Below are 22,392 nucleotides of genomic sequence, written 5' to 3' on the forward strand. Positions count from 1 at the left end.
TAAATATGAGACCAGAAATATTAGCTCCCGTGGGAAATAGAGAAGCTTTAGAAGCAGCGATTGCGGCAGGCTGTGATGCCGTATATTTTGGATTGCCGGTTTTTGGGGCAAGAGCTTATGCCAAAAACTTTAGTTTAGAGGTAACAGAAGAAATTATTAAAAAATGTCACCTTTTAAATATAAAGGTGTATATTACGATGAATACAGTAATCTTTGAAGATGAAATGGAAGAAGCTTATGCTTTGGCAAAACGTTTGCATGAGATGGATGTAGATGCCTTGATCATCCAAGATTTAGGATTATTGCATCTTTTGCATCACCGTTTACCTGATTTAGTATTACATGCGTCTACACAATTAAGTGTTTCTAAACCAAATATGATTGAAAAACTAAAACAATTAGGGGTCCAACGCGTGGTTCTGGCTAGAGAATGCACGATGGATGAGATACGGGCATGTGTTGAAACTGGTATGGAAATTGAAGTTTTTATTCATGGTGCCATTTGTATTTGTTATTCAGGACAATGTTATTTTTCAAGTGTTCGCTACGATCGAAGTGGCAATCGTGGTATGTGTGCTCAACCATGTCGAATGCCATATACTCTGTATCAAGATAATGCACTTGTAGGCAAAGAGCTTTATTATTTAAGCCCAAAAGACCTTTCTTTGATCGATCAGGTAAAAGAACTTGAAGAAATGGGAGTTGTTTCTTTAAAGATAGAAGGACGAATGAAGAGTGCTGCTTATGTTTATGAAAGTGTGATGCAGACCAAGAGCGTGTTAGATAATAAGTTTCGTTCTAAACAAGATATAGAAGATTTGATGGTGACTTTTAACCGCGGTTATACAAAAGGCCATGCATATAAGATGAGTGGATATGATCTTATGAATCCACAGAGCTGTAATCATCAAGGAATCAATATAGGAAAAGTGATAGGGAAGAGAAATGGCAGACTGGTTCTACAGCTTAAACATGAATTGAATCAAAATGATGGTATTCGAATTGGAAAAGATCTTGGCTGTCATGTCAATTATTTATACGATAAAAAAGGCAAACTGACGAGCCATATACCTGCAGGTTCGGTTTGTGAGATCAAAGGCCCTAAACAAGCTAAAGTAGGGGATACGATTTTGAAAACAACTTCTGTCTTGGTAAATGAGAAAGTTGAAAAAAGAATCAAGCAAACGAATCGCCAAATTCAATTGAATGCATCTATTGTTTGTGACGGTGTTGGCTCACCATTGATCTGCAAGATATATGATCAAAATATCAAGGTTGAGGTGATTTCAAAGGATGTGGCCAGCCAAGCACAAAATCGTGCCTTGGATGAAGTGACAATCAAGAAACAATTCAACAAGACAAAAGATAGTTTTGCCTCGTTTGCCTCAATCAATGTGGATATTCCATCAAATATTTTCTTTACGATTTCCAGTATCAATGAATTGAGACGTAATGCTTTAGAAATGTTCAAATCAAAGAAATTAAAGAAACGACCAATCAAAGAAATAGATTATGTATACAAACCGCCTGTTTCAAAGACTGACCGAAACATTTATGAAGTTATGACGCCGGATAAAAAGATGGATACTAAAGATCTATGGGTGTGTGAGATGGATCAATCTAAAGGAAATATAACTTCTTTAAAAGGAGATGTATTGCCTCATCTAGGGAAGACACAGATCATAGATGGAATGAACGTAACAAATTCATGGGCTATTGCAGCCTTATTGGAAATGGGATATCAGCAAGTTGTGCTCAGTGATGAAAATAAGCTTGAGAATATTTCAAATATCATGAATTCATTTAAGGAAAGATACGGTTTTGATGCACCAGTCTTGGTGTGTATATATCAACATCGCCGTTTGATGACAATGAATCATTGTGTAATCAATACAGCTTTAAAAGATGGAAAGAGAAAGAACTGTTCTTTATGTCATCAACATGAATTTAAGCTAAAAGGTAAGGATAAAAAATCAGTGATTTGCCTTGGTGATAGAGATTGTCATTTGCGTTTATATGATGAGATTTTGAGTGATGATATTGCACAAATTGCATCTTTAAAAACAATGGGAATCAAAAATTTTAAAGCTGTATTTTTAAATGAGTCTTTGCGTGAAATACAGAGCGTAATAAATCGAATTCAAAGCTTAAAAGCCTAGTTTTTTTATTGAAACTAGGCTTATTTAGTGCTATCATTTTAATAGCTTATAAGGCTTAAAGGAGGAAATTTTATTATGCCTATTATTGTTGATGTATATGCACGTGAAGTATTAGATTCTCGTGGTAATCCAACAGTTGAAGTTGAAGTAACTACTGAATCTGGTGCTTATGGACGCGCTATGGTTCCAAGTGGAGCTAGTACAGGAGAAAGAGAAGCATTAGAGCTTCGTGATGGCGATAAAACTCGTTACTCAGGAAAAGGAACTACTAAAGCAGTTGATAATGTAAACAACATCATTGCTCCAAAAATCATCGGTATGGATGTTCGTAACCAGAACCTTATCGACCATACAATGTTAGAACTTGATGGAACTCCATTCAAGAAAAACTTAGGTGCAAACGCTACATTAGGTGTATCAATGGCTTGTGCAATCGCTGCTGCTGATTTCTATGGTATGCCATTATATAACTACTTTGGTGGATTCAACGCTAACACATTGCCAGTTCCAATGATGAACGTTATCAATGGTGGTAGCCATGCTGACTCTACAGTAGACTTCCAGGAATTCATGATTCAGCCAGTTGGTGCTAAATCAATCAAAGAAGCAATCCGTATGGGTGCTGAAACTTTCCATGCTTTAAAAACAGTATTGAAAAAACGTGGATATAACACTAACGTTGGTGACGAAGGTGGATTCGCTCCAAGTTGTGTAAACGGAAACGAAGAACCACTTGAATTGTTGGTTGAAGCTATGAAAGCTGCTGGTTACAAACCAGGTGAAGATATGACAATCGCTATGGACGTTGCTGCCAGCGAATTCCATAACCATGAAACTGGTTTATATGAATTGAAAAAATCAGGACAAGGAAATAAAACAAGCGATGAAATGATCGATATGTATGCAGAATGGATCGAAAAATATCCAATCGTATCTATCGAAGATGGTCTTGGAGAACGTGACTGGGACGGATGGAAAAAACTTACTGATCGTTTAGGTGACAAAGTTCAGTTAGTAGGTGATGACTTATTCGTTACTAACCCAGCTATCCTTCAAGAAGGTATCGAAAAAGGTATCGCAAACGCTATCCTTATCAAAGTTAACCAGATTGGTACTTTGACTGAAACTTTCGATGCTATGGAATTAGCTAAGAAACATAACTACACTTGCGTAGTATCTCACCGTTCAGGAGAAACAGAAGATTCAACAATCGCTGATATCGCTGTTGCATTCAACGCTGGACAGATCAAAACTGGTTCAATGTCTCGTACAGACCGTATCGCTAAATACAACCGTTTGATGCGTATCGAAGATGAATTGAATCAGCGTGGAGAAGCTCACGTTGCTAAATACTTAGGTAAAAAATCTTTCTACAACTTATACAAATAAGCCTTGTAAAAATTGACCTCTTCGGAGGTCTTTTTTTTAATTCTTAGATATATCGTGTATAATTTATATATCATCGGAGGTTTTGTATGAAAGCTATAATTTGTGATTTGGATGGTTCTTTGATGCCACCAAGCAGTGGACTATATGTAAGTGAAAAAGTAAAAGAAAAATTAATCGAAATTCAAAAACACGGAATCATGGTTGTTTTAAATTCAGCCAGGATCATTCAAGGGGTATACCCTTTGGCAAAACAAATTCAAATGGATGATTTTGGAGGATATGTTATTTCCTGCAATGGATGTCATGTAATGAATGTTAAGACCAATGAGACCGTATTCGAATATCAGATATCGAAAAAGGATGCTTTGTTTATCTGGCAAATTTGCATGAAACATGGCTTAAAACCTGGGATTTCTCAACCAGAGTATATGTTGGCAGAGGATTTTGCAATTGGATATCAGTTGGATCGCAATAATTGTGAAGTGGATTATTTATTAACAAGAATTCCAAAACAGTATATAGAAGGTCCTATCTGGAAATGTTGTATATCAGATACAAAAGAACAATTAGATGCTTGCTTTGAAGATGTAAAAAGTGAAATTGAATCATATTGTGATTTAAAAGTCATACGTAGCACACCAACAATGGTTGATATCATTGATAATAAGGTAGATAAAACTATAGCTGTGGATCGCTTGTTAAATAAGTTGAATATTAAATGGAGCGATATCAGTGTTATCGGAGATACGAACTCAGATCTTGGATGTATTCAAAAAGCAGGTCTTGGTGTAACTTTGGAAAATGGTAGTGAAGCTTGCAAAGATGCAGCTGATATGATCGTGCCATCTTGTTATGATGATGGATGTATTATGTGGCTGGATAGAATTTTGGAGGATCTTAGATGAAAATCATAGATATGCACTGTGATACGATCTTAGGATTGCTAGAGAAAGAACAAAAATATCAAGATGTTTCTCTTTATGCCAATGATCTTTGTGTTGATATTCAAAAATTAAAAGCTGGAGATTATCTGATTCAAAATTTTGCTTTATTTACCGACCAGAAAACTTTAGAAATACCTGAACATCAAACTATGAAATTGATGGATATGTATTATCGAATGTTAGAAGAAAACCAGGAATATATTGCACCTGTATTGCGCTATGATGATATAGAACGAAATGCTAAAGATGGCAAGTTATCTGCCATGTTAACTTTAGAAGATGGTGGTGTTGTTTTTGATGATTTGGCAATGTTAAGAAACTATTATCGTATGGGTGTACGAATGATAGCTTTGACATGGAATTATGAAAATGGAATAGGCTTTCCTAATTTATCTATTAATGATATGGGAACAGATTATAAGCAAGCTAATTTCTTTCAGAGGGTGGATACAGTCAATGGCTTGACAGATTTTGGAATCGACTATATTCGTGAAATGGAACATTTAGGAATGATCATTGATGTTTCCCATTTAAATGATGCAGGTTTTTATGATGTGCTGAATTATACATCTAAGCCATTTGTGGCTTCACATTCGAATGCAAGAAGTATTTGTCCGGTTGCACGTAATATGTCAGATGACATGATTTTGGAACTAGCTAAACGTGGTGGAGTCATGGGAATCAATTTCTGTGGTGATTTTCTAGCTTTGCATGATCAAGAAAATGGTCCAAGTCGAATTTCAGATATAATAGAACAAATCAAATATATCAAAAAATTAGCAGGTATCGATGTTATTGGTTTGGGAACGGATTTTGATGGGATCAATTCAGAATTGGAAATAAAAGATGCTTCGCAAATGTCAAAATTAGCACAGGCTTTAAAAGAAGAGGGATTTAGCGAAGAAGAAATAGAGAAAATATTCTATAGAAATGCATTAAGAGTGTATAAGGAAGTGCTGAAATAGCATTTCCTTCTTTTTTTTATTTTTTTAGCACTTAAGACTTGATTCTGCCAAAAAATGTGTTATGATATTAGCAGTTAGATAAATAGAGTGCTAACTGATAGAATTTCATATAGAAATAAGGAGGCGATATTATGAAATACTATCCAGGATTTAATAGATTTGATTTATTTGATGATTTCTTCTCAGATGCAACAACAAAAACAGCTAATGTTTTAAAGACAGATATTCATGAAAAAGATGGATATTATGTTTTGAGCATGGAAGCTCCAGGTGTTAAAAAAGAAGATATTCAAATTGAATTGAAAGATGGTTATTTGAAAGTTACAGCTTCTAGAAACAGTTCTAAAGAAGATAAAGATGAAAAAGGACGCATTATCCGTCAAGAACGTTATTCTGGAAGCAGCTCTCGTAGCTTCTATGTAGGAGAAGGAATCAAACAGGAAGATGTTAAGGCAAACTTCGACAATGGTGAATTGATCATCTCAATTCCTACAGAAACTAAGAAAGTTGAAGAAGAAACAAAATTCATCCCTATCTTATAATCAAATCAGACATGTCATTAAGACATGTCTTTTTTAATGAAAGAAAAAAGCTCCGAAGAGCTTTTATAGTAAATCGACAAGGTTTTGAATAAATTCATCATAATCTTTTGAAGTAAGGATTTTTTTAACATTTTCACTTTCGGAAAGAATCATGGTAATAGGTTCATAAATCTCATTAAACATATAACGTTCATTCTTGTTAAAGCACATCATGATGACAAGATTTACGGATTTATCGCTCCATTGAATTGGTTGATCACTGATGATAATATTAATGCCAGTTTTGTTGGCATACATTTTCATTGCGTGTGGAATCGCAAAATTACCAAAAGCAGTTGAAGAGATTCGTTCTCGTTCTAAAACTTCTTCTTTAAATGATGTATTGACGTATCCTTTATCTTTAAATTATTGATACATATAATCAATGCATTCTATTTGTGTGTGAAGATCATTTTTTCTTTCAAAGAATTCAGGTAATATCATTTCTCTTAGATATTGATTGAATTCTTTTTTGTCTTTTTCTTTATGAAGTTCATCAATTTTTTGTTTAAGGATATCCTGATCTCTTTTAGTAACAAAGATATTGATCAAAACAGATGGAATTATTTGAGGCCTGGATAAAGGAATTGTGGAAATAATTAAATCAATATTTTGAATGGCTTCTAGTTCACTTTCATCAGTAACAATATATTTGACCAATAAATCATTGGAAAAATATTGATTTAAAGTATCGGTTACTTTTTGGTTAATATCATAATAATTTGGGCAGTATAAAGCAGCCGTAATCTTTGTGGTCAAGCTCTTTTGAGCTTCAATCGTACTACCTAAATGAAATGCGATATATGCGATTTCATCATCATTGATCGTTATACCGGTATACTCTTTGATTTCTCCCGCAAGGTTCACAGATAGATCATAAATCAAAGGACAGGATGATTTAATGCTTTCTGTTAATGGATTTTTAGAAAAGTAATCATTTTTAGAACGAACAAGAAGATTTCGAATATGCAAAGCAAAACGAATCAAAAACTCAGGTTCACTTAAATCGATATAATAGAAAGCATTTACATTTTCAATCAATATCTTTACAAGATCTAAGCAATCTTTTCCGACAAACTCTTCCAAGTTTCCAACAGTTATGCTTTTATAGTCGATCGTTGTAGCACGAGAAATAATAAGCAGAGTCATCTCATAGATTTCAGCATTGCTGAATTCAATATTGAAGTGTTCATTCAATTTTTCGGCTATTTCCTGTGCAAGAGCATATTCATGTAATCTAACCCCAGGTAAAGAATCAACATTCTGTTTATTAATATTATCATTGATGATCCTGTCGACTGCAATTGTGACATGTAAAACTAAGTTGATCAAAGAATAATCATTGATAAAATAGTGATATTTATCAAATACTTCCAAGATTGTTCTGCGTATAAAATCGATATCGATATCCATAAATGCATGTTGTAAAGATTCAATATTTACAAAGTTAACATTGCTTTCATCATACAGTATGGTACTTAACATTTTCCGCTTATTTTTTTCTAGTCCGGAACATTCAATAAAATCACCTTTTGTGATCAGTTGCAAATCAAATTTTTGTAGACGATGTTTCACTTTGGTCAGTTCATTTTTAAGTGTGGACATAGAAATAAAAAGTTCATCACATAGATCATAAGTGTCCAGGGTTACATGAGAATTATGGTTAATAAGTTTATTTATGATATAGGAAACTCTTTCATCAGAAGTTTGAGGGATATGATTGGTATTATCAGCTAAGATCATTACACCTACTTTTGAGTCAATTCGATAGCCTTCGTATGATGATTGTATCGTGTTAGGGAATTCTTCATTTATTTCTCTTACATAATTTTTGATGCTACGTACAGATACATCCAATCTTTCAGCCAGGTTGGCAGAAGTTCTAGGTTGAGCTTCAAGTAACAGCTGGATGAGCTTTTTTAGCTTAGGCTTCATATTATACCCCTTTCCCTGAAACGACACACAAAAAAATAAACGATTTTTCGCTAGGAATATCATAATGTCTGCGTCTGTATAAATCCAACAGACTTTTGCACCCTCTGAATGCAATTAATTATTTGCCCCTAAGGCAGGCAAAAGATGAGTGGAGAACGCTTTCATTTTTTATCATAATGACAGTGTAAAAGTTATCACACTGTTAAGAAAGGAGATCAAAATGAAAAAATTAAGTGTATTACTTGTTTGTGGATCTGGAGCAAGTTCTGGATTCATGGCAGCAAACATGCGTAAAGCTGCAAAGGCGAAAGGGTTGGATATCGATATCAAAGCACGTAGTGAATCTGAAATTGAAAACTACATTGATGATATCGATGCATTAATGGTAGGACCGCATTTGGCTTATATTCTTGATGAAGTTGAAGAATATAAAAACGGAAGAGATGTTAAAGTGATTCTAATGAAACCTGAATATTATTCAACTTTAGATGGAGCTAAAGCTATCGATCATTTATTAGAAGAAATGAAAAAATAAAATTAGGGAATAAAAATTAGAGAAAGGAAACATAATTATGCAAAAATTAATTAATTGGCTAGAAACAAGTTTTCAACCAAAAATGAATAAAATTAATCACAATATTTGGGTTGTGACGTTAAAAGACTCTATGCTACAAATATTACCATTTATACTATTAGGATCTATTTTCTGTGTTGGGGCTGTTGTTGAAGAATGGATTAGTTTACCATTTTCGTTCTGGACACCTTTTGGATGGACTATGGGGATGGTATCTGTACTTATAGCTTTTCTAATTCCGTTTAATTTCTGTGAAAAAAAGCGTTTGCGAAAAAACAGAATTATTGCTGGTTCAACTGGATTAATCTTATTTTTTATTTCGATTACACCTCAAATCATGATTGAGGGTAATCCTGGATTTGGATCTGACGCTTTTGGAGCTGGTGGTATGTTCTGTGCTATGATTACAGGTATAATCACATGTATTGTATTTAATTTATTTGGAAAATTCTCATTCTTTAAAGAAGACAGTGCAATTCCGGATTTTGTTCGTCAGTGGTTTGATGCTTTATTACCAATTGGTTTAGTTATTTTTTGTGGATTTTTGTTAGTACAAGTATTTAATGTAGATTTATATGCAATTTCTGTGAGTATTTTCATGCCTTTACAAGGTGTATTAAATACGTGGTATGGATTTATCTTAATGAATTTCTTCTATTGTTTTATTTACTCAATGGGTATTGCTTCTTGGGTGTTAACGCCAGTAACTCAACCCGTTAGATTAGCAAGTATTACAGCTAATATTGCGCTAGCAGCAGCTGGAACTGCAACAGCAGCTAATTTAAATATGTTTACAGACTCTATGATTTTTAGCACTTATTTATGGTGGGGAGGGATTGCGTGTACACTTCCTCTAGTTGGTTTTCTAGCAATGTCAAAATCAAAGAAATTAAAAGCTTTAGGGAGAGCATGTATAGGTCCTGCTATCTTTAATATCAATGAACCAGTTGTATTTGGTTGTATCGTATGGAACCCAATTATGATGCTTCCAATGTGGATTATTGGTATTGTATTACCATCAATTGTGTGGATCGGATGTAAAGTACTAGCTTTTGCTCCAATTACTACAATACAGTTTGATTTATGGTATTGTCCATTCGGCATTTCTACATGGATAGCAACACAAGGTTCTATCGCTGCAATTGTATTAGCTTTGATTTGTTTGGTTGTTGCAGCTTTAATTTGGTATCCATTCTTTAAAGCTTACGAAAAACAGTGTATTGAAGAAGAAGCAAATAACGATTAATTATCAGGAGGATAGATTGGTATGAATGAAGAAGTAGTACAGTCTGCTATGACCATTATCCTAAATGCAGGCGATGCACGTGTAGCGTGTAAAGAAGCATTGGATGCAATTGCGGCTTTCGACTATGAAACAGCAGAAGAAAAGTTAAAAGTATGTCATGAAAAGATCACTGTAGCTCATAAAGTACAGACTGATGCGATTCAAGATGAAACACGTGGTGAAAAAAGTGAATATTCACTCTTGTTTGCACATGCGCAAGATACATTAATGACAATTTACAGCGAAATTAACATTGCTAAACAATTGTTGAAAATTTTTAAAGCATACGAAACACGCATTGCTGCATTAGAAAAATAGGAACGTAAAGGATTTCAGGCAATGAAATCCTTTCTTTATAAATAGGAGGAAAAATAAAATGAGTAGAGTACCAACAGGATTTCCAAAAGATTTTTTGTGGGGTGGCGCTGTCGCCGCTAATCAGCTTGAAGGAGCTTATGATATTGATGGTAAAGGAATGTGCGTTGCAGATATCAATGAATTTAGAGATGATGTAGATATTACTAAAAAATACAATGAAGAATTGGATACTAAATTTGTTGTTGAGGCAATGAATGCTGGCCATGGTGATGGAAGAATATTCCCAAAAAGATGGGGAATCGATTTCTATCATACATATAAAGAAGACTTAAAGCTTTTGGCAGGATTAGGTTTAAAAACATTTAGAACTAGTATCAACTGGGCAAGAATTTTCCCAAACGGGGATGATGAGAGTCCAAATGAAGCAGGATTGAAATTCTATGATGAATTAATTGATGAAATCATTAAGAATGGTATGGAACCGATGATTACAATTTCTCATTATGAGATGCCTTTGAATCTGACTTTGAAATATAAAGGATGGTATTCTCGAGAATTGATTGAATTCTTTGAAAAGTATTGTAGAACTGTTTTTGATCGATATGCAGGAAAAGTAAAATATTGGATCATTGTCAATCAAATTAATTTAATTGGACATGAATCCTTCAATCATTTAGGAATTGCCGAAGATAAAGTAGACGATCTTCAAAGTGCAAAATATCAGGCGGTTCATAATGAAATGGTATCTTGTGCAAGAGCTACAAAATATGCCCATGAACATTATCCTGAAATGCAGATTGGTATGATGCTATGCGGGGGCTATAATTATGCAGCTACATGTAAACCAGAAGATCAGCTTGCTGCATTAAAGCATAATCAGATGGAATTCTTCTATTCAGATGTATTACTTCGTGGATATTATCCAGGATATGCATTCCGTTTCTTTGAAGATAAGGGAATTCATGTAGAGTTTGGAGAACATGATGAAGAAGATTTGAAAAACACTTGTGATTTCTTCTCTTTCTCATATTACTACACACGTATAGTTACTAAAGAGAGCTATGAAAATGGCAATGAAGCTATTCGTAATAAAGAACTTCCAGCTAATGAGTGGGGGTGGACATTTGATCCAATTGGATTGCGTATTTCATTAAATACTTTCTGGGATCGTTATCAAAAACCAATTTACATCACAGAAAATGGTAGTGGATACTACGATAAATTGGAAGATGGAAAAGTACATGATCCTTATCGTGTAGAATTCTATCGCAATCATATTGAACAGATGAAAGAAGCAATTAAAGATGGTGTAGATCTTCGTGGATATTATGCCTGGGGTCCAATTGATATCGTATCTTGTTCATCCAGCGAAATGTCAAAACGTTATGGATTCATCTATGTGGATCTAGATGATTATGGAAAAGGTACAGGAAAACGAATTAAAAAAGATAGTTATGATTGGTATAAACGAGTTATTGAATCTAATGGAGAAAATTTAGATTTATGAAAAAAGCTGTACAAACTGTTTTAGCTATTGCATCAGCAATTTTATTAACAGGTTTAGGTGTTGCCTTGTTTGTACATGCCAATTTGGGAAGTGATACAATTACTGTTTTTGTGGATGGTTTGCATCGTACATTGAATGTTAGTTATGGTACGGCTTCCAGAATCTACAATGTCATTATGTTGATCATCGCTTTAATTGTATCTTTTAAAAATATTGGATGGGCAACGATCATATATGCATTGACTGTAGGCTTTGCAATGGATTTTTTTGAAGTTTTATTAGCTCCATTAAATATCGTAAATATGAATATCTTGATTCGACTTCTTGTTGCTTGTTTAGGACAGATTTGTTTTGGGTTGACATATGCCTTATTGATAAAATATCGTAAAGGTATGAATCAAATCGATGCGATAGCTTATGCAATCGTAAATAAGACAAACATTTCTTTTAAATGGATTCGAACAGGAGCTGATGTTGTATTATTGGTCATTGGCTGGTTATTAGGTGGTGTCATTGGAATTGGGTCGGTTATTGCGATGAGCACCACAGGAATATTGATCGACTTTTTCTTAAAAATTTTAGGAACAGAAACAGATAAGATGAGTTAGACAAATTGAAGGAGAGTATTACTATGATCAAGATGTTGGCATTTGATGTTGATGGTACGATTACGGCAGGTAATAATGAGATTACACCGAGATTAAGAGCTATTTTCGATCAGCTTGAGAAGAAAGGATTGAAGTTGGTTTTAGCAACAGGAAGACCGTATGAAGACCTTTATCCTTTGAAAAGAAAGAATAATTTTTTTCCTGCAACAGTTTTGTTGAATGGGGCAATGGTTAGAGATGAAAAGGATAATAAGATTTTTGCCCATTATATGTCTATTGATCTAGTAGAAGCTGTCTGCAAGATTCTTCAACAATTTGATGTTCCTTTTGTGTGTTTTACAAAAGATAAAAATGTCGTATATCAAAGTTCAAAGCAAACATATGGTCAAGTATTAGGCATTTATTTGCCAGATTCAGAATTGGAAATGCATGGCTTGATCGATAGTCTAGTATCCGTTGAAGAAACAGATTTTAACTATGAGGAAACATTAAAGATTGAGGCTTTGTTTGAGGATATATCTTTGGTTGACCAGGTTCGAGAAGCATTGAAAGATGTAACGGGTATTGATGTAGTGAGTTCAATGAATTTTAATTTGGAGATTACACCAGATTACATCAATAAAGCAAATGCATTACAGGAGTATGTAAAATACGAAGATATAAATGAAGATGAAGTTATGGTTTTTGGCGATAGTGAGAACGATCATTCTATGTTGGAAGCATTTAAACATTCTGTTTTGGTCAAAAATCCAAATAATGATTTTAAAGTAAATACAAAATATATTGCGCGCTCTTGTCAGGAAGACGGAGTAGCTGAATTTTTAGAAAACTATTTTGAATTGAGAGATAAAAAAGCATGAAAGAAGTTCCAAAGGGATTCCCTAAGGATTTTTTATGGGGTGGAGCTGTAGCAGCCTGCCAGATTGAAGGAGCATATGATGTAGATGGAAGAGGTCTATCAACATCGGATATCCATGCGTATGATAAGAATATGGATCGTGCTCATATTGAAAAAGAAGGCGGAGGGACCTTAGCTGGAATCAAAGCAGCAGTTGAAGACAAAGAAAGTTATATTCCAAAACGTTATGGAATTGATTTTTACCATACGTATAAGTCAGATTTGGCTTTGATGAAGGAAATGGGATTCAAAGCTTTTAGAACCAGTATTTCCTGGTCTAGAATTTATCCAAATGGAGATGAGGAAACTCCAAATGAAAAAGGATTGGAGTTCTATGATCATTTGATCGATGAAATCATTAAAGATGGTATGGAACCAGTTATTACGATGTCTCATTATGATATCCCTCTTCATTTAGTTACGGAATATGGTGGGTTTGCAAATCGAAAAATGATTGATTTCTTTGTTCGCTATGCCACAACATTGTTAGAACGTTTCAAAGGAAAAGTCAAATACTGGATCGTTTGTAATCAGGTGAACCTTGTTCCAACAGTTCAGTTTGGTTCTCTTGGTATTTATGATGACCAGGCAGAAAATATGGAAGAATTGATGTATCAAGCGGTACACAATCAGTTTGTTGCGGGAGCTAAAGTTGTAAAACTTGCCAGAGAAATAGATCCAGATGCGATCATGGGAACAATGGTTGCCGATGGTACGATGTATCCGGCTACATGTAATCCAGAAGATGTTGTATTAACGATGAAGAAAAATCGTATGCAGTATTATTTCACGGATGTACAGTTAAGAGGAGAATATCCTGTTTATGCACTGCGTTATTTTAAAGAAAATAATATCTCGATCCAGATGGAAGAAGGCGATGAAGAGCTTTTAAAAGAGAATCCAATGCAGTTTTTAGCAATTTCTTATTATTACACCAAAATTGTAGACAGTACTAAAAATACCATTAAAGCATTTGATGGATCACAAAATCCATATCTAAAACCAACACCATGGGAATGGCGTGCAGATCCATTAGGTTTATATAATTCTTTATCTCAATATTGGGATCGTTATCAAGTTCCATTAATGATTGCAGAGAATGGTTTGGGTGCTTTAGATAAAATTGAAGAAGATGGAAGTATCCATGATGAGTATCGTATTGAATATTTACGTGAACATATCAAACAATTAAAAGAATGCATTAAAGATGGTGTAGATGTTATCGGATATTTGAGCTGGGGACCAATTGATATCGTATCTAGTTCCAGTGCTGAAATGTCTAAACGATATGGATACATCTATGTTGATCTAGATGATTTTGGCAAGGGAAGTGGAAAACGTCTAAAAAAGGATTCTTTCTATTGGTACAAACATGTAATTGAAACAAATGGAGAAGATTTATAATATAAAATGAGGAATTCAAACGAATTCCTCATTCTTTATCTTTAATTTTTTTCTAAAAACTGTTAAAATAATTAAGCACATATGGCGCGTTCGGCAAGCGGTTAAGCCACAGCCCTCTCAAGGCTGTATCACGGGTTCGAGTCCCGTACGCGCTACCATCTGTCTATTAAGCCTTTATTTAAAGGCTTTTTTATTTACTTAGAATTTCTTTAGCTTTTTTAACTGTGATTGCATTTGGATGTGTTTCTGAATTTAAGTTGATTACTGTACCATCTTCATACTCAATAGATGCTGAACCACAGAGAAAGCCTCCGTCTGGTAATTGAAGCACTTTATCATTATCTTTTAAATCATTGAAATAAGATTCTGGTATAGATGACTCAATGGAAATGGACGTATTATCAAATGCGAAAGAAGGAATAGTCACTAGACTTCCTAAAACAATAAAGCATGCAATAAGTAAAATTTTTTTCATATGTGTTCCTCCTAGATAGCTATCCTAATCAAATTATAACAGGTGCTGTTAATAATAGCAATACTAAATAAAATAAATATTTGTTGTTATTATATGACTTCCCTGATAAAATGTACTTAAAGAGGTGGTTATGGTGGAATTTCAATTAACAAAAAGAGAACAAGATATTATGGAACTTTTTTGGAAAAGCGAGAAACCATTGTCGTCAAATGATATAAAAGTTCTATCTAATGATTTAAGTATCCACACCATTCAACAAGTTTTGAGGCGATTGAATAATAATGGCTTTATTAAAGTTGAAGGGGTTGGCTTTACTAAGAATTCAATTACAAGAAAATATATTCCATGTGTTTCGCAGGCCAAGTATTTAAAACAATTTATAGCAAAGAATACAGAATATGAATTAGCAACTGCATTTATAAAAGAAAATACGGATCCAAAAGTGTTAGATGAATTAGAAAATTTAATATTACAGTCTAGAGAAAAACTCAAATGATGATTCATTTTTCAATATATTCTTTAGCAGTTAGTTGCCTGCTATCCACTATCTTAATAATCGTATTTTGGATTTCTTTAAATTGGAAAAAGGCATTTCATATAATTGATATCAGAGTGTTAAATGTACTTTTTATAGTTATTTTAATACGGTTGATATTTCCATTTAATATTGGAGTTTTTCAAATCAATACTAAAAGTGAATTCTTCTTTAAGACATCAAATGTGTTGGAATTTACATTTTGGAATATATTTCAGATTGTGTGGTTATTAGGAGCTTGTTTATCTTTAACTTTTTATTTCATAAAAATCAGAAATAATCAAAAAATTTTAAATTATATTTTTTCAGATCCAAACAAAATGATTTTGAAAGATTTTCAGTTTCCTGTATTAGTTAGTGAGTATGTATCAAATCCAATGGTATTAGGTATGAAAAAGATTATTTTGCTGCCTGATATTAACTATTCAGATCAGGAAAGATCTATGATAATTGCACATGAAATACAACACATCAAAAATAAAGATGTTTATATAAAGTGTTTGATATCTTTGATATGTGCTGTTTATTGGTGGTTTATACCATTATATTTTTTTAAAAGATGTTCAGAAATATTTTTAGAACTTCGTGTAGATGAAAAATTAATTACTGAAGAGAATAGTTTGTCAAAATATCTATATTTAGAATCATTGATTACTGTAGCAAAGAAAAATACACAGTCCATTATTGATATAAATTATTTTTCTAATTCTTTATTAACTGAACTAGAAACAAGAGTTTATTATCTCTTATCTTCTAATAAACATAAATATAGTGTTTATTTAATTGGAATTATTTTCGTTTTCTCTTTAGCACCATCTATATTTGAATTTTTGCCAGATCAATCTAATATTTATCAACAAAAAAAGACCATTGAACAAGTTGAATTCAATGGTCTAGATAGTACAGATAAGGTATTGCAGATATCCAATGGTGGTTGGTTACATGGAGAAGCGGATATAAGTTCAGGATTTTTGTTTAATTTCCAAACTGAGCATTTTAACAGTAGTACAGATCCATCTTCTATAAGTGTCAAAGAATTAGAGAGTCAAGATTAATTAAGAATAATATTGCGTTGTCTATGATATATAAATTGAAGAATATTTTTTAATATGAATAACATGAGAATTTCCAGGATAGAGAATATGAGAATGGCAACGGGTAAATAAAATAATATTCCAACAAAATTATAAATCATTTGAATAATGGGAATGGATGAAGGAAAACCCACAAAAAGATAATCAGAATGAAGAAAATAATTCACTCCCATCGCAATTGTTGTTAAGAATGCTAATAAAGGGATATTAAATTTTAAATCTTGAAAACTTAAAGATTTAAGTTGTCTTAACTGCATGACTCCCATAAACGTAATTGTTCCATGAGAGATGAAGAAATAAATGACGCGATAAGAGAATGTTTGATTGATTGAGGCAACGGTTGCCGGATAACATAAGGCAATCAATGCGCCAAGCATATTATTGACTGCGATAAAATGTCGCAGTTTTTCATTATCCAGCCAGAATGCCAGGAAGGATGTCCAGATACAGATAGAACACAAATGCAAAGGAAGAATCTCCGTAAAGATAGGGTATGGGCATTTGAAAATGTTCCAGATGTAATAGATGAATTCACCAAAGATTAAACTGGCAGATACGATCTTTTCAATTTTTTTGGTTTTTTCTTCAGGATAATCTTTAGATACTTTAAGCCCTAGATAGAGGCAGCAAATAATCAAGATGATAAATAATAGATGGGTTGTTGAGAACATCATAAATGGATGCTTAGCCGGATCGTCAATTGTATAATATCCAAAAAAGTCCATAATTTTCTCCTTTCAACATTTGTATTTTATCACATTCAAATTGAAAGATTGTTTGATTTTTGTAAAGTATGATTGTGTTATTTCATCAAATTGATATGAATAGTGGTAGAATATTATAAGCAATCGATAAGAGGTGAGACCATGCGACTTTTACATAGGAATGAACTTGATTTTATTGGTTTGGATATTCGTACGATTAATTTATCAAAACGATACTTTGAGAGTGGAGCCATTCAATTGCTGCATATTGAAGAAGTGGAAGATCCGTATGGTGTATATCATGATGTCTCAGCTGTATTAGAAGTTCATGGGCATTTGAATGAATGTTCTTTTCGCATCAATGATTATATGGAGATTGAAAATGAACAATGTGATTGTCCTTGGGGAAGTTATGGCATCTGTGCTCATATAGGGGCTGTAATCCATATGATTTCATTAATGACATTTGATGCATTCCCTTACCATTATCAGAAAACGACTAGTACGCTTCAAAAATATTTGTTAGATAAAGAAGAAAAAAGAAAAGAAGCAGAACTTCTTAGACAAAAGGTGATCATGAAAAGAAGAAAGAATGAATCTAGGAAAATGATCGATCAATTTCAAAGAAGTTATCAGGAACGATTAAACTTTATAGTAAAAAAAGAATCTTATCATTTGATTCCTAATTTTATCTTTGATGAAGACAAGCTTCTGATTGGTTTTCAAATTGCACGGGATAAACCATATATTATAAAAAATCTATATACATTTATCGATAATTTAGACAATCATGAAACAGTGCGATATGGAAAGTTTCTTGAAGTCTATCATGATATCAATAGTTTTGATGAATTATCTAAAAAATGGATCGAATTGATTAAAACTGAGCATAGACCTCAAACTAGTCTTTACTATACGCGAATGTATGAAGGGTATTATGATTCTAATCGATATTTAAAGATTGATAATGAAAACGTCCATAAATTATTTGATTTTTTTAAAGATGAAAAAGAGATCGATCTAACCTTTTTAGAAGAAGAATTTACTTATCCAATAAAGATATCAGAGAATGAGTATAGTTATATTATATCTAAACAAGATAGTCTTGATCTAATTGAAGGGAAAGACGCCTATTATTTGATATCGTATGATCAAATTGTTCGATACCCTGTTGAAAATTACAGCAATTTAAAAGAATTTATTTCGGCCATTTCTTTAGAACCATTATATGTTGATAAAGATGATTTTACATCTTTTGAACATTATGTCTTAAGCCCAAATAAAAAGTATTTGGATATAAAAGATGAAAGGGAGAAAAAGCTTGTTTCTGTATTTATTCCTAAATCATTTAAAGTATATGGTGATTTGTTTGATGATGATACTGTTGTGTTTCATGCAGTAGGAATAGATGTAAATCAGGAAGTAGAAATCATTAAAAATGATCATTTTCAACCTAGCCTTCAAAGTGATTTGATCAAAACGATTTTGGAAAATGAAGCAGATTATATTGAAGAGCACAAAGCATATTTTAATTTAGATAGACCAGAAACTTTTGAACTAATCGAAGAAGGTACAAAGATTTTGTCACAGTATTGTGAAGTGTTTGTATCTGAAGAATTAAAGAAATTAGGAAAAAGTACAAAATATAATTTGCACGTTGGTGTAAGTTTTGAAAATGATTTATTGGAAGTAAATCTTGAAAGTGAAGATTTTGATGTCAATGAAGTGGATGCCATCTTAAAGGCATATCATAAAAAGAAAAAGTATTTTCGTTTGAAAAGTGGATTGATGATTCATCTTGAAAGCAATGAACTTGATGAATTAGATAGTTTTATGCAGGAATATGATCTGAAATCCAAAGACTTTCATGATGGGAAACTGGTCATGGATAATTATCGAGCTTTAAGTTTAGATAAACGATTAGATCAGATGAATTTTATCAAAATTACTAAAGACGATTCTTTGAGTCAATACATCAAAGGGTTTGAAAATATGTCCAATCAGGTTGAAATTGATGATCAATATAATGATGTGTTAAGACCTTATCAAAAGGTGGGAACAAGATGGTTGTTGACTTTATACAGTTATAATCTGAATGGCATCTTAGCGGATGAGATGGGCTTAGGTAAAACGTTGCAGGTTATTGCCATGCTGGATTCTATACGAGATAAAAATAAGACAAGTTTGGTGGTATGCCCAGCTTCTTTGATTTATAACTGGGAAGATGAGATTGCCAAATTCTCAAAAACACTGAACTGTATCAGTATCACAGGAGCAAAAGCAAAAAGAACATTAGGAATTCAAAATTATCGAGATTATGATCTTTTGATTACATCGTATGATTATTTAAGAAGGGATGTAGATTTATATCAGGATCATGAATTTGAATGTATCATCTTAGATGAAGCTCAGAATATTAAAAATCAAAAGACAAAGAATGCCCAGTTTGTCAAAAGGTTAAAGGCAAATCATAGAATTGCCTTAAGTGGAACACCTATTGAGAACTCTTTGGCTGAATTATGGTCAATTTTTGATTTTTTGATGCCCGGTTATTTATATTCATATCATTATTTTAAACAGGAATATGAAATTCCTATTACGCTTGATGAAGATGAAAAAACAACAAAAAGACTTAGAAATTTGGTAAATCCTTTTATTCTAAGAAGAACGAAAAAAGAAGTATTAAAAGAATTGCCAGATAAAGTTGATCACAAGTATATGTTAGAATTTAGTGTTTCAGAAAAGAAGTTATATCTAGCTAATCTTGCGATGGTCAACAAAGAAATGCAGGCAAAGATGAAAGAGGTACATTTTGATCGTATTGCCATTTTGGCGATGTTGACAAAGCTAAGACAAATTTGCTGCGATGCACGATTAGTCTATGATAATATCAAAGAACCTTCTACTAAGATCAATGCAACGATCAGTTTGATCAAAACATTGACAGAAAACAACAAAAAGATCTTATTATTTTCAGCATTTACTTCATTATTAGATTTAGTCAGCAATCAACTGGATAAGGAGCAGATTTCTTATTATATGTTGACAGGCAGCACAAATAAGGAAGAAAGAAGAAAACTTGTAAACAATTTTAATGAAGATGATACAAGAGTATTTTTGATTTCATTAAAAGCAGGTGGCACTGGTCTTAATTTAACGAGTGCGGAAGCAGTGATCCATATCGATCCATGGTGGAATCTTTCTGCTCAAAATCAGGCAACAGATCGAGCACATCGTATCGGTCAAAATGCGAATGTACAGGTATATCGGATGATCATGAAAGATTCGATCGAAGAAAAGATATTGAAGATGCAGGAAAGAAAGGCAAACCTTGCCGATAGTTTTGTGGAAGGCAATGATGGCTCTTTATCTAAAATGTCAAAAGAAGAAATATTAGATTTATTCAAACGATAAAAAAAGAAGACTGTTTAGTCTTCAAATGGGCGGATGCGATAAGTGACGTTTAAATCACTGCAAATTTTTTGGCATTGTTCTTCTTCTTGTGGTGTAATAGTTGTCGCAACTGTGGTCATGACTACATTAGGAATGTGTTTTGTACATTTTTCAGCAAAATCTAGCATTGAATCAAATGCTTTTTCACCAAACTTACTGCGAACGATCTTATGATATTCCTTGGCATCTGGGGTATTTAAACTGATTGAAATTGTATCAATAAGTCCTTCAAATTCAGGTGTAATATCACGATCATGAATAAGATTGCCTAATCCGTTTGTATTGATTCGAATTGGATTTGGGTAATGCGCTTTTAAGTATTTAGCTACCGGAAGCAATACATCAAGTGCTTCGGTTGGCTCGCCAAAACCGCAGAATACGATTTCTTTATATTGAGAGAGATCGTATTTTTTAAATTCATCGATAACTTCTTCGACTGTTGGTTCTTTCTTTAACCATAAAGTTCCTGAATCATCCATATGATCACGTGTCTGTCTTAAACAGAAAGTGCAGGCACAAGGACAACGGTTGGTCAAATTTACATAAAGATTGTTATAAACTTTGTAGAGAATTGTCATGTTATCTTACCTCTTTTCTTTTTATACTTTTAGTGTTTGCAGCAGCTCTTCAAAACACACGCCATCCGTTACGGGTATATCCATTTCAATGGATTTCAAGATACATTTCTTGATAAAGTTAGATGCTTTCTTGACCGATTTGTCAAATGGTACTTGATTAACGGCATCGGCAGCTATGATAGACGAGAATACATCTCCGGTTCCTGAGCGTTGTGTTCCAACACGATGACAGCGTAAGATTTTAGGGGATTTTCCTTTTTCATAACAGAAGTTTGCAATGAATTCTTTTTGCACGATACCTGTGACAACGATTTTTTCTGGTCCTTTTTCAGCAAGTCCTTCGGTCATTTTTTCCAGCTCGCTGATCTTCCATTTTTCCTGGTATGGTGTATCGGTCAAAATACATAATTCTGTTATGTTTGGTGTGATAATATCTGCATATTGAACGAGTTCTTTCATTTCTTCACACATTTCTTTTGTGTAAGTGGCATATATCTTTCCATAATCACCCATAACAGGATCTACAATTATTATATTCTCTTTTGTCTTAAAGTCTTTAAAAAATTGTGTAACGATTTCGATTTGTTTTTTGGAGCCTAGAAAACCGGATGTTATGCCATCAAATTGGAGTCCTAATTTTTTCCATTCATTGATATATAGAGGCATTTTATCCGTATAGTCGTCAAAGAAGAAACTGTCAAAACCTGTATGATTGGAAAATATAGATGTAGGTAAGGGACAACATTGTATTTTAAGAGTTGATATAATTGGTAAAGCGACTGCAATTGAGCAGCGACCGAATCCGGAAAAATCATTGATGACCGCTATTTTTTTTTGATTGTTATGTGACATGATAGACTCTTTGTTCATCTGTCATAAAATAGCATATTCTCGACATGACTTCAAGTTTACAGATTGTTTATAGAGATATTAAACAATCTTAATATTATTGTTTTCATATCGTGCTATAATGATTATAAGGAATG

At 33.1% G+C, this 22,392-nt stretch carries 22 protein-coding genes and 1 tRNA gene; 17 read left to right on the plus strand and 6 right to left on the minus strand.

What is annotated here, in order from left to right; all coding sequences use genetic code 11:
* Positions 1 to 5 precede the first annotated feature (5 nt).
* From HMPREF0367_RS03805 to HMPREF0367_RS03825, 5 genes are all read left to right on the plus strand, one after another.
* Positions 6 to 2,159: a U32 family peptidase gene (locus HMPREF0367_RS03805; RefSeq protein ID WP_051335165.1), complete on the plus strand. Its 2,154-nt coding sequence runs from the start codon at positions 6 to 8 to the stop codon at positions 2,157 to 2,159.
* 75 nt (positions 2,160 to 2,234) lie between these two features.
* Positions 2,235 to 3,548, plus strand: a complete 1,314-nt coding sequence (eno, locus tag HMPREF0367_RS03810; RefSeq protein WP_022356317.1) for a phosphopyruvate hydratase — start codon at positions 2,235 to 2,237, stop codon at positions 3,546 to 3,548.
* A gap of 86 nt (positions 3,549 to 3,634) precedes the next feature.
* On the plus strand, positions 3,635 to 4,453 hold the full coding sequence (locus HMPREF0367_RS03815) for an HAD-IIB family hydrolase (protein ID WP_022356318.1): 819 nt from the start codon (positions 3,635 to 3,637) through the stop codon (positions 4,451 to 4,453).
* Entirely contained in the window at positions 4,450 to 5,457 is a 1,008-nt protein-coding gene (locus HMPREF0367_RS03820) for a dipeptidase (RefSeq protein ID WP_035401351.1), read from the plus strand. Before HMPREF0367_RS03815 ends, HMPREF0367_RS03820 begins: the two co-directional genes overlap by 4 nt.
* Positions 5,458 to 5,588: 131 nt before the next feature.
* Positions 5,589 to 5,999 (plus strand): Hsp20/alpha crystallin family protein, encoded by a 411-nt coding sequence (locus HMPREF0367_RS03825; protein ID WP_015536417.1) that lies wholly within the window; start codon positions 5,589 to 5,591, stop codon positions 5,997 to 5,999.
* Positions 6,000 to 6,062: 63 nt separating this feature from the next.
* On the opposite strand, the gene HMPREF0367_RS10705 is transcribed toward HMPREF0367_RS03825, so the two are convergent.
* On the minus strand, positions 6,063 to 6,344 hold the full coding sequence (locus HMPREF0367_RS10705) for a PTS sugar transporter subunit IIA (protein WP_248660661.1): 282 nt from the start codon (positions 6,342 to 6,344) through the stop codon (positions 6,063 to 6,065).
* On the opposite strand from HMPREF0367_RS10705, the gene HMPREF0367_RS10805 reads away from it, so the two are divergent.
* Positions 6,286 to 6,411 carry a hypothetical protein gene (locus HMPREF0367_RS10805; protein ID WP_262359516.1) on the plus strand — a complete coding sequence of 42 codons (126 nt, stop codon included), beginning with the start codon at positions 6,286 to 6,288 and terminating at the stop codon, positions 6,409 to 6,411. The two genes, HMPREF0367_RS10705 and HMPREF0367_RS10805, sit on opposite strands and share 59 nt — an antisense overlap.
* Here HMPREF0367_RS10805 and HMPREF0367_RS03830 read toward each other — a convergent pair.
* Positions 6,405 to 7,973, minus strand: coding sequence for a BglG family transcription antiterminator (locus HMPREF0367_RS03830; protein ID WP_248660660.1), 1,569 nt, complete (start codon positions 7,971 to 7,973; stop codon positions 6,405 to 6,407). The genes HMPREF0367_RS10805 and HMPREF0367_RS03830 overlap by 7 nt on opposite strands.
* Before the next feature lie 220 nt (positions 7,974 to 8,193).
* On the opposite strand from HMPREF0367_RS03830, the gene HMPREF0367_RS03835 reads away from it, so the two are divergent.
* The 8 genes from HMPREF0367_RS03835 to HMPREF0367_RS03870 all read left to right on the plus strand — a co-directional run bounded on the left by HMPREF0367_RS03835 (position 8,194) and on the right by HMPREF0367_RS03870 (position 14,725).
* Positions 8,194 to 8,508: a PTS sugar transporter subunit IIB gene (locus HMPREF0367_RS03835; protein ID WP_035401353.1), complete on the plus strand. Its 315-nt coding sequence runs from the start codon at positions 8,194 to 8,196 to the stop codon at positions 8,506 to 8,508.
* 37 nt (positions 8,509 to 8,545) lie between these two features.
* Positions 8,546 to 9,793, plus strand: coding sequence for a PTS sugar transporter subunit IIC (locus tag HMPREF0367_RS03840; RefSeq protein WP_035401355.1), 1,248 nt, complete (start codon positions 8,546 to 8,548; stop codon positions 9,791 to 9,793).
* 21 nt (positions 9,794 to 9,814) lie between these two features.
* A complete protein-coding gene (locus HMPREF0367_RS03845) occupies positions 9,815 to 10,150 on the plus strand; it encodes a PTS lactose/cellobiose transporter subunit IIA (RefSeq protein WP_035401358.1) in 336 nt (111 codons plus the stop codon).
* A 58-nt stretch (positions 10,151 to 10,208) separates the two neighbouring features.
* Positions 10,209 to 11,657 (plus strand): glycoside hydrolase family 1 protein, encoded by a 1,449-nt coding sequence (locus HMPREF0367_RS03850; protein WP_035401360.1) that lies wholly within the window; start codon positions 10,209 to 10,211, stop codon positions 11,655 to 11,657.
* Positions 11,654 to 12,265, plus strand: a complete 612-nt coding sequence (locus HMPREF0367_RS03855) for a YczE/YyaS/YitT family protein (protein ID WP_035401362.1) — start codon at positions 11,654 to 11,656, stop codon at positions 12,263 to 12,265. Before HMPREF0367_RS03850 ends, HMPREF0367_RS03855 begins: the two co-directional genes overlap by 4 nt.
* A gap of 23 nt (positions 12,266 to 12,288) precedes the next feature.
* Positions 12,289 to 13,125, plus strand: a complete 837-nt coding sequence (locus HMPREF0367_RS09995; RefSeq protein ID WP_051335166.1) for an HAD family hydrolase — start codon at positions 12,289 to 12,291, stop codon at positions 13,123 to 13,125.
* Positions 13,122 to 14,567, plus strand: a complete 1,446-nt coding sequence (locus HMPREF0367_RS03865) for a glycoside hydrolase family 1 protein (protein WP_035401363.1) — start codon at positions 13,122 to 13,124, stop codon at positions 14,565 to 14,567. The genes HMPREF0367_RS09995 and HMPREF0367_RS03865 overlap by 4 nt, the downstream gene beginning before the upstream one ends.
* 83 nt (positions 14,568 to 14,650) lie before the next feature.
* Positions 14,651 to 14,725: transfer RNA gene (locus HMPREF0367_RS03870), tRNA-Glu, on the plus strand.
* A gap of 32 nt (positions 14,726 to 14,757) precedes the next feature.
* Here the strand turns inward: HMPREF0367_RS03870 and HMPREF0367_RS03875 are convergent.
* Positions 14,758 to 15,042 carry a hypothetical protein gene (locus HMPREF0367_RS03875; RefSeq protein ID WP_035401365.1) on the minus strand — a complete coding sequence of 95 codons (285 nt, stop codon included), beginning with the start codon at positions 15,040 to 15,042 and terminating at the stop codon, positions 14,758 to 14,760.
* A gap of 130 nt (positions 15,043 to 15,172) precedes the next feature.
* Here HMPREF0367_RS03875 and HMPREF0367_RS03880 point away from each other — a divergent pair, with 130 nt between their 5' ends.
* Positions 15,173 to 15,538 carry a BlaI/MecI/CopY family transcriptional regulator gene (locus HMPREF0367_RS03880; RefSeq protein ID WP_022356328.1) on the plus strand — a complete coding sequence of 122 codons (366 nt, stop codon included), beginning with the start codon at positions 15,173 to 15,175 and terminating at the stop codon, positions 15,536 to 15,538.
* Positions 15,538 to 16,632 (plus strand): M56 family metallopeptidase, encoded by a 1,095-nt coding sequence (locus HMPREF0367_RS03885; RefSeq protein WP_169815935.1) that lies wholly within the window; start codon positions 15,538 to 15,540, stop codon positions 16,630 to 16,632. The genes HMPREF0367_RS03880 and HMPREF0367_RS03885 overlap by 1 nt, the downstream gene beginning before the upstream one ends.
* Here HMPREF0367_RS03885 and HMPREF0367_RS03890 read toward each other — a convergent pair.
* Entirely contained in the window at positions 16,629 to 17,396 is a 768-nt protein-coding gene (locus tag HMPREF0367_RS03890) for a TMEM164 family acyltransferase (RefSeq protein ID WP_035401369.1), read from the minus strand. The genes HMPREF0367_RS03885 and HMPREF0367_RS03890 overlap by 4 nt on opposite strands.
* Positions 17,397 to 17,537: 141 nt before the next feature.
* Here HMPREF0367_RS03890 and HMPREF0367_RS03895 point away from each other — a divergent pair, with 141 nt between their 5' ends.
* Positions 17,538 to 20,789, plus strand: a complete 3,252-nt coding sequence (locus HMPREF0367_RS03895) for a DEAD/DEAH box helicase (RefSeq protein WP_051335167.1) — start codon at positions 17,538 to 17,540, stop codon at positions 20,787 to 20,789.
* 14 nt (positions 20,790 to 20,803) lie between these two features.
* Here HMPREF0367_RS03895 and HMPREF0367_RS03900 read toward each other — a convergent pair whose 3' ends face one another.
* Positions 20,804 to 21,406 (minus strand): TIGR04100 family radical SAM protein, encoded by a 603-nt coding sequence (locus HMPREF0367_RS03900; RefSeq protein WP_081683625.1) that lies wholly within the window; start codon positions 21,404 to 21,406, stop codon positions 20,804 to 20,806.
* 21 nt (positions 21,407 to 21,427) lie between these two features.
* The gene (locus HMPREF0367_RS03905) at positions 21,428 to 22,258 is read right to left on the minus strand and encodes a pyridoxamine kinase (protein ID WP_035401371.1); all 831 of its coding nucleotides are present in this window, start codon (positions 22,256 to 22,258) and stop codon (positions 21,428 to 21,430) included.
* Between the last annotated feature and the right edge of the window lie 134 nt (positions 22,259 to 22,392).

This window comes from Faecalitalea cylindroides ATCC 27803 (genome assembly GCF_000469305.1).
In the GTDB taxonomy this organism is placed as follows: domain Bacteria; phylum Bacillota_I; class Bacilli_A; order Erysipelotrichales; family Erysipelotrichaceae; genus Faecalitalea; species Faecalitalea cylindroides.

Excerpts from the sequence above, each read along its gene's own strand:
- HMPREF0367_RS03835 (WP_035401353.1), top strand. The coding sequence starts at position 8,194 with ATGAAAAAATTAAGTGTATTACTTGTTTGTGGATCTGGAGCAAGTTCT.
- HMPREF0367_RS03805 (WP_051335165.1), top strand. The coding sequence starts at position 6 with ATGAGACCAGAAATATTAGCTCCCGTGGGAAATAGAGAAGCTTTAGAA.
- HMPREF0367_RS03885 (WP_169815935.1), top strand. The coding sequence starts at position 15,538 with ATGATTCATTTTTCAATATATTCTTTAGCAGTTAGTTGCCTGCTATCC.
- HMPREF0367_RS03825 (WP_015536417.1), top strand. The coding sequence starts at position 5,589 with ATGAAATACTATCCAGGATTTAATAGATTTGATTTATTTGATGATTTC.
- HMPREF0367_RS03840 (WP_035401355.1), top strand. The coding sequence starts at position 8,546 with ATGCAAAAATTAATTAATTGGCTAGAAACAAGTTTTCAACCAAAAATG.
- HMPREF0367_RS09995 (WP_051335166.1), top strand. The coding sequence starts at position 12,289 with ATGATCAAGATGTTGGCATTTGATGTTGATGGTACGATTACGGCAGGT.
- HMPREF0367_RS03865 (WP_035401363.1), top strand. The coding sequence starts at position 13,122 with ATGAAAGAAGTTCCAAAGGGATTCCCTAAGGATTTTTTATGGGGTGGA.
- HMPREF0367_RS03855 (WP_035401362.1), top strand. The coding sequence starts at position 11,654 with ATGAAAAAAGCTGTACAAACTGTTTTAGCTATTGCATCAGCAATTTTA.
- HMPREF0367_RS03905 (WP_035401371.1), bottom strand. The coding sequence starts at position 22,258 with ATGTCACATAACAATCAAAAAAAAATAGCGGTCATCAATGATTTTTCC.
- HMPREF0367_RS03900 (WP_081683625.1), bottom strand. The coding sequence starts at position 21,406 with ATGACAATTCTCTACAAAGTTTATAACAATCTTTATGTAAATTTGACC.
- eno (WP_022356317.1), top strand. The coding sequence starts at position 2,235 with ATGCCTATTATTGTTGATGTATATGCACGTGAAGTATTAGATTCTCGT.
- HMPREF0367_RS03815 (WP_022356318.1), top strand. The coding sequence starts at position 3,635 with ATGAAAGCTATAATTTGTGATTTGGATGGTTCTTTGATGCCACCAAGC.
- HMPREF0367_RS03895 (WP_051335167.1), top strand. The coding sequence starts at position 17,538 with ATGCGACTTTTACATAGGAATGAACTTGATTTTATTGGTTTGGATATT.
- HMPREF0367_RS03830 (WP_248660660.1), bottom strand. The coding sequence starts at position 7,973 with ATGAAGCCTAAGCTAAAAAAGCTCATCCAGCTGTTACTTGAAGCTCAA.
- HMPREF0367_RS03875 (WP_035401365.1), bottom strand. The coding sequence starts at position 15,042 with ATGAAAAAAATTTTACTTATTGCATGCTTTATTGTTTTAGGAAGTCTA.
- HMPREF0367_RS03890 (WP_035401369.1), bottom strand. The coding sequence starts at position 17,396 with ATGGACTTTTTTGGATATTATACAATTGACGATCCGGCTAAGCATCCA.
- HMPREF0367_RS03845 (WP_035401358.1), top strand. The coding sequence starts at position 9,815 with ATGAATGAAGAAGTAGTACAGTCTGCTATGACCATTATCCTAAATGCA.
- HMPREF0367_RS03820 (WP_035401351.1), top strand. The coding sequence starts at position 4,450 with ATGAAAATCATAGATATGCACTGTGATACGATCTTAGGATTGCTAGAG.
- HMPREF0367_RS03880 (WP_022356328.1), top strand. The coding sequence starts at position 15,173 with ATGGTGGAATTTCAATTAACAAAAAGAGAACAAGATATTATGGAACTT.
- HMPREF0367_RS03850 (WP_035401360.1), top strand. The coding sequence starts at position 10,209 with ATGAGTAGAGTACCAACAGGATTTCCAAAAGATTTTTTGTGGGGTGGC.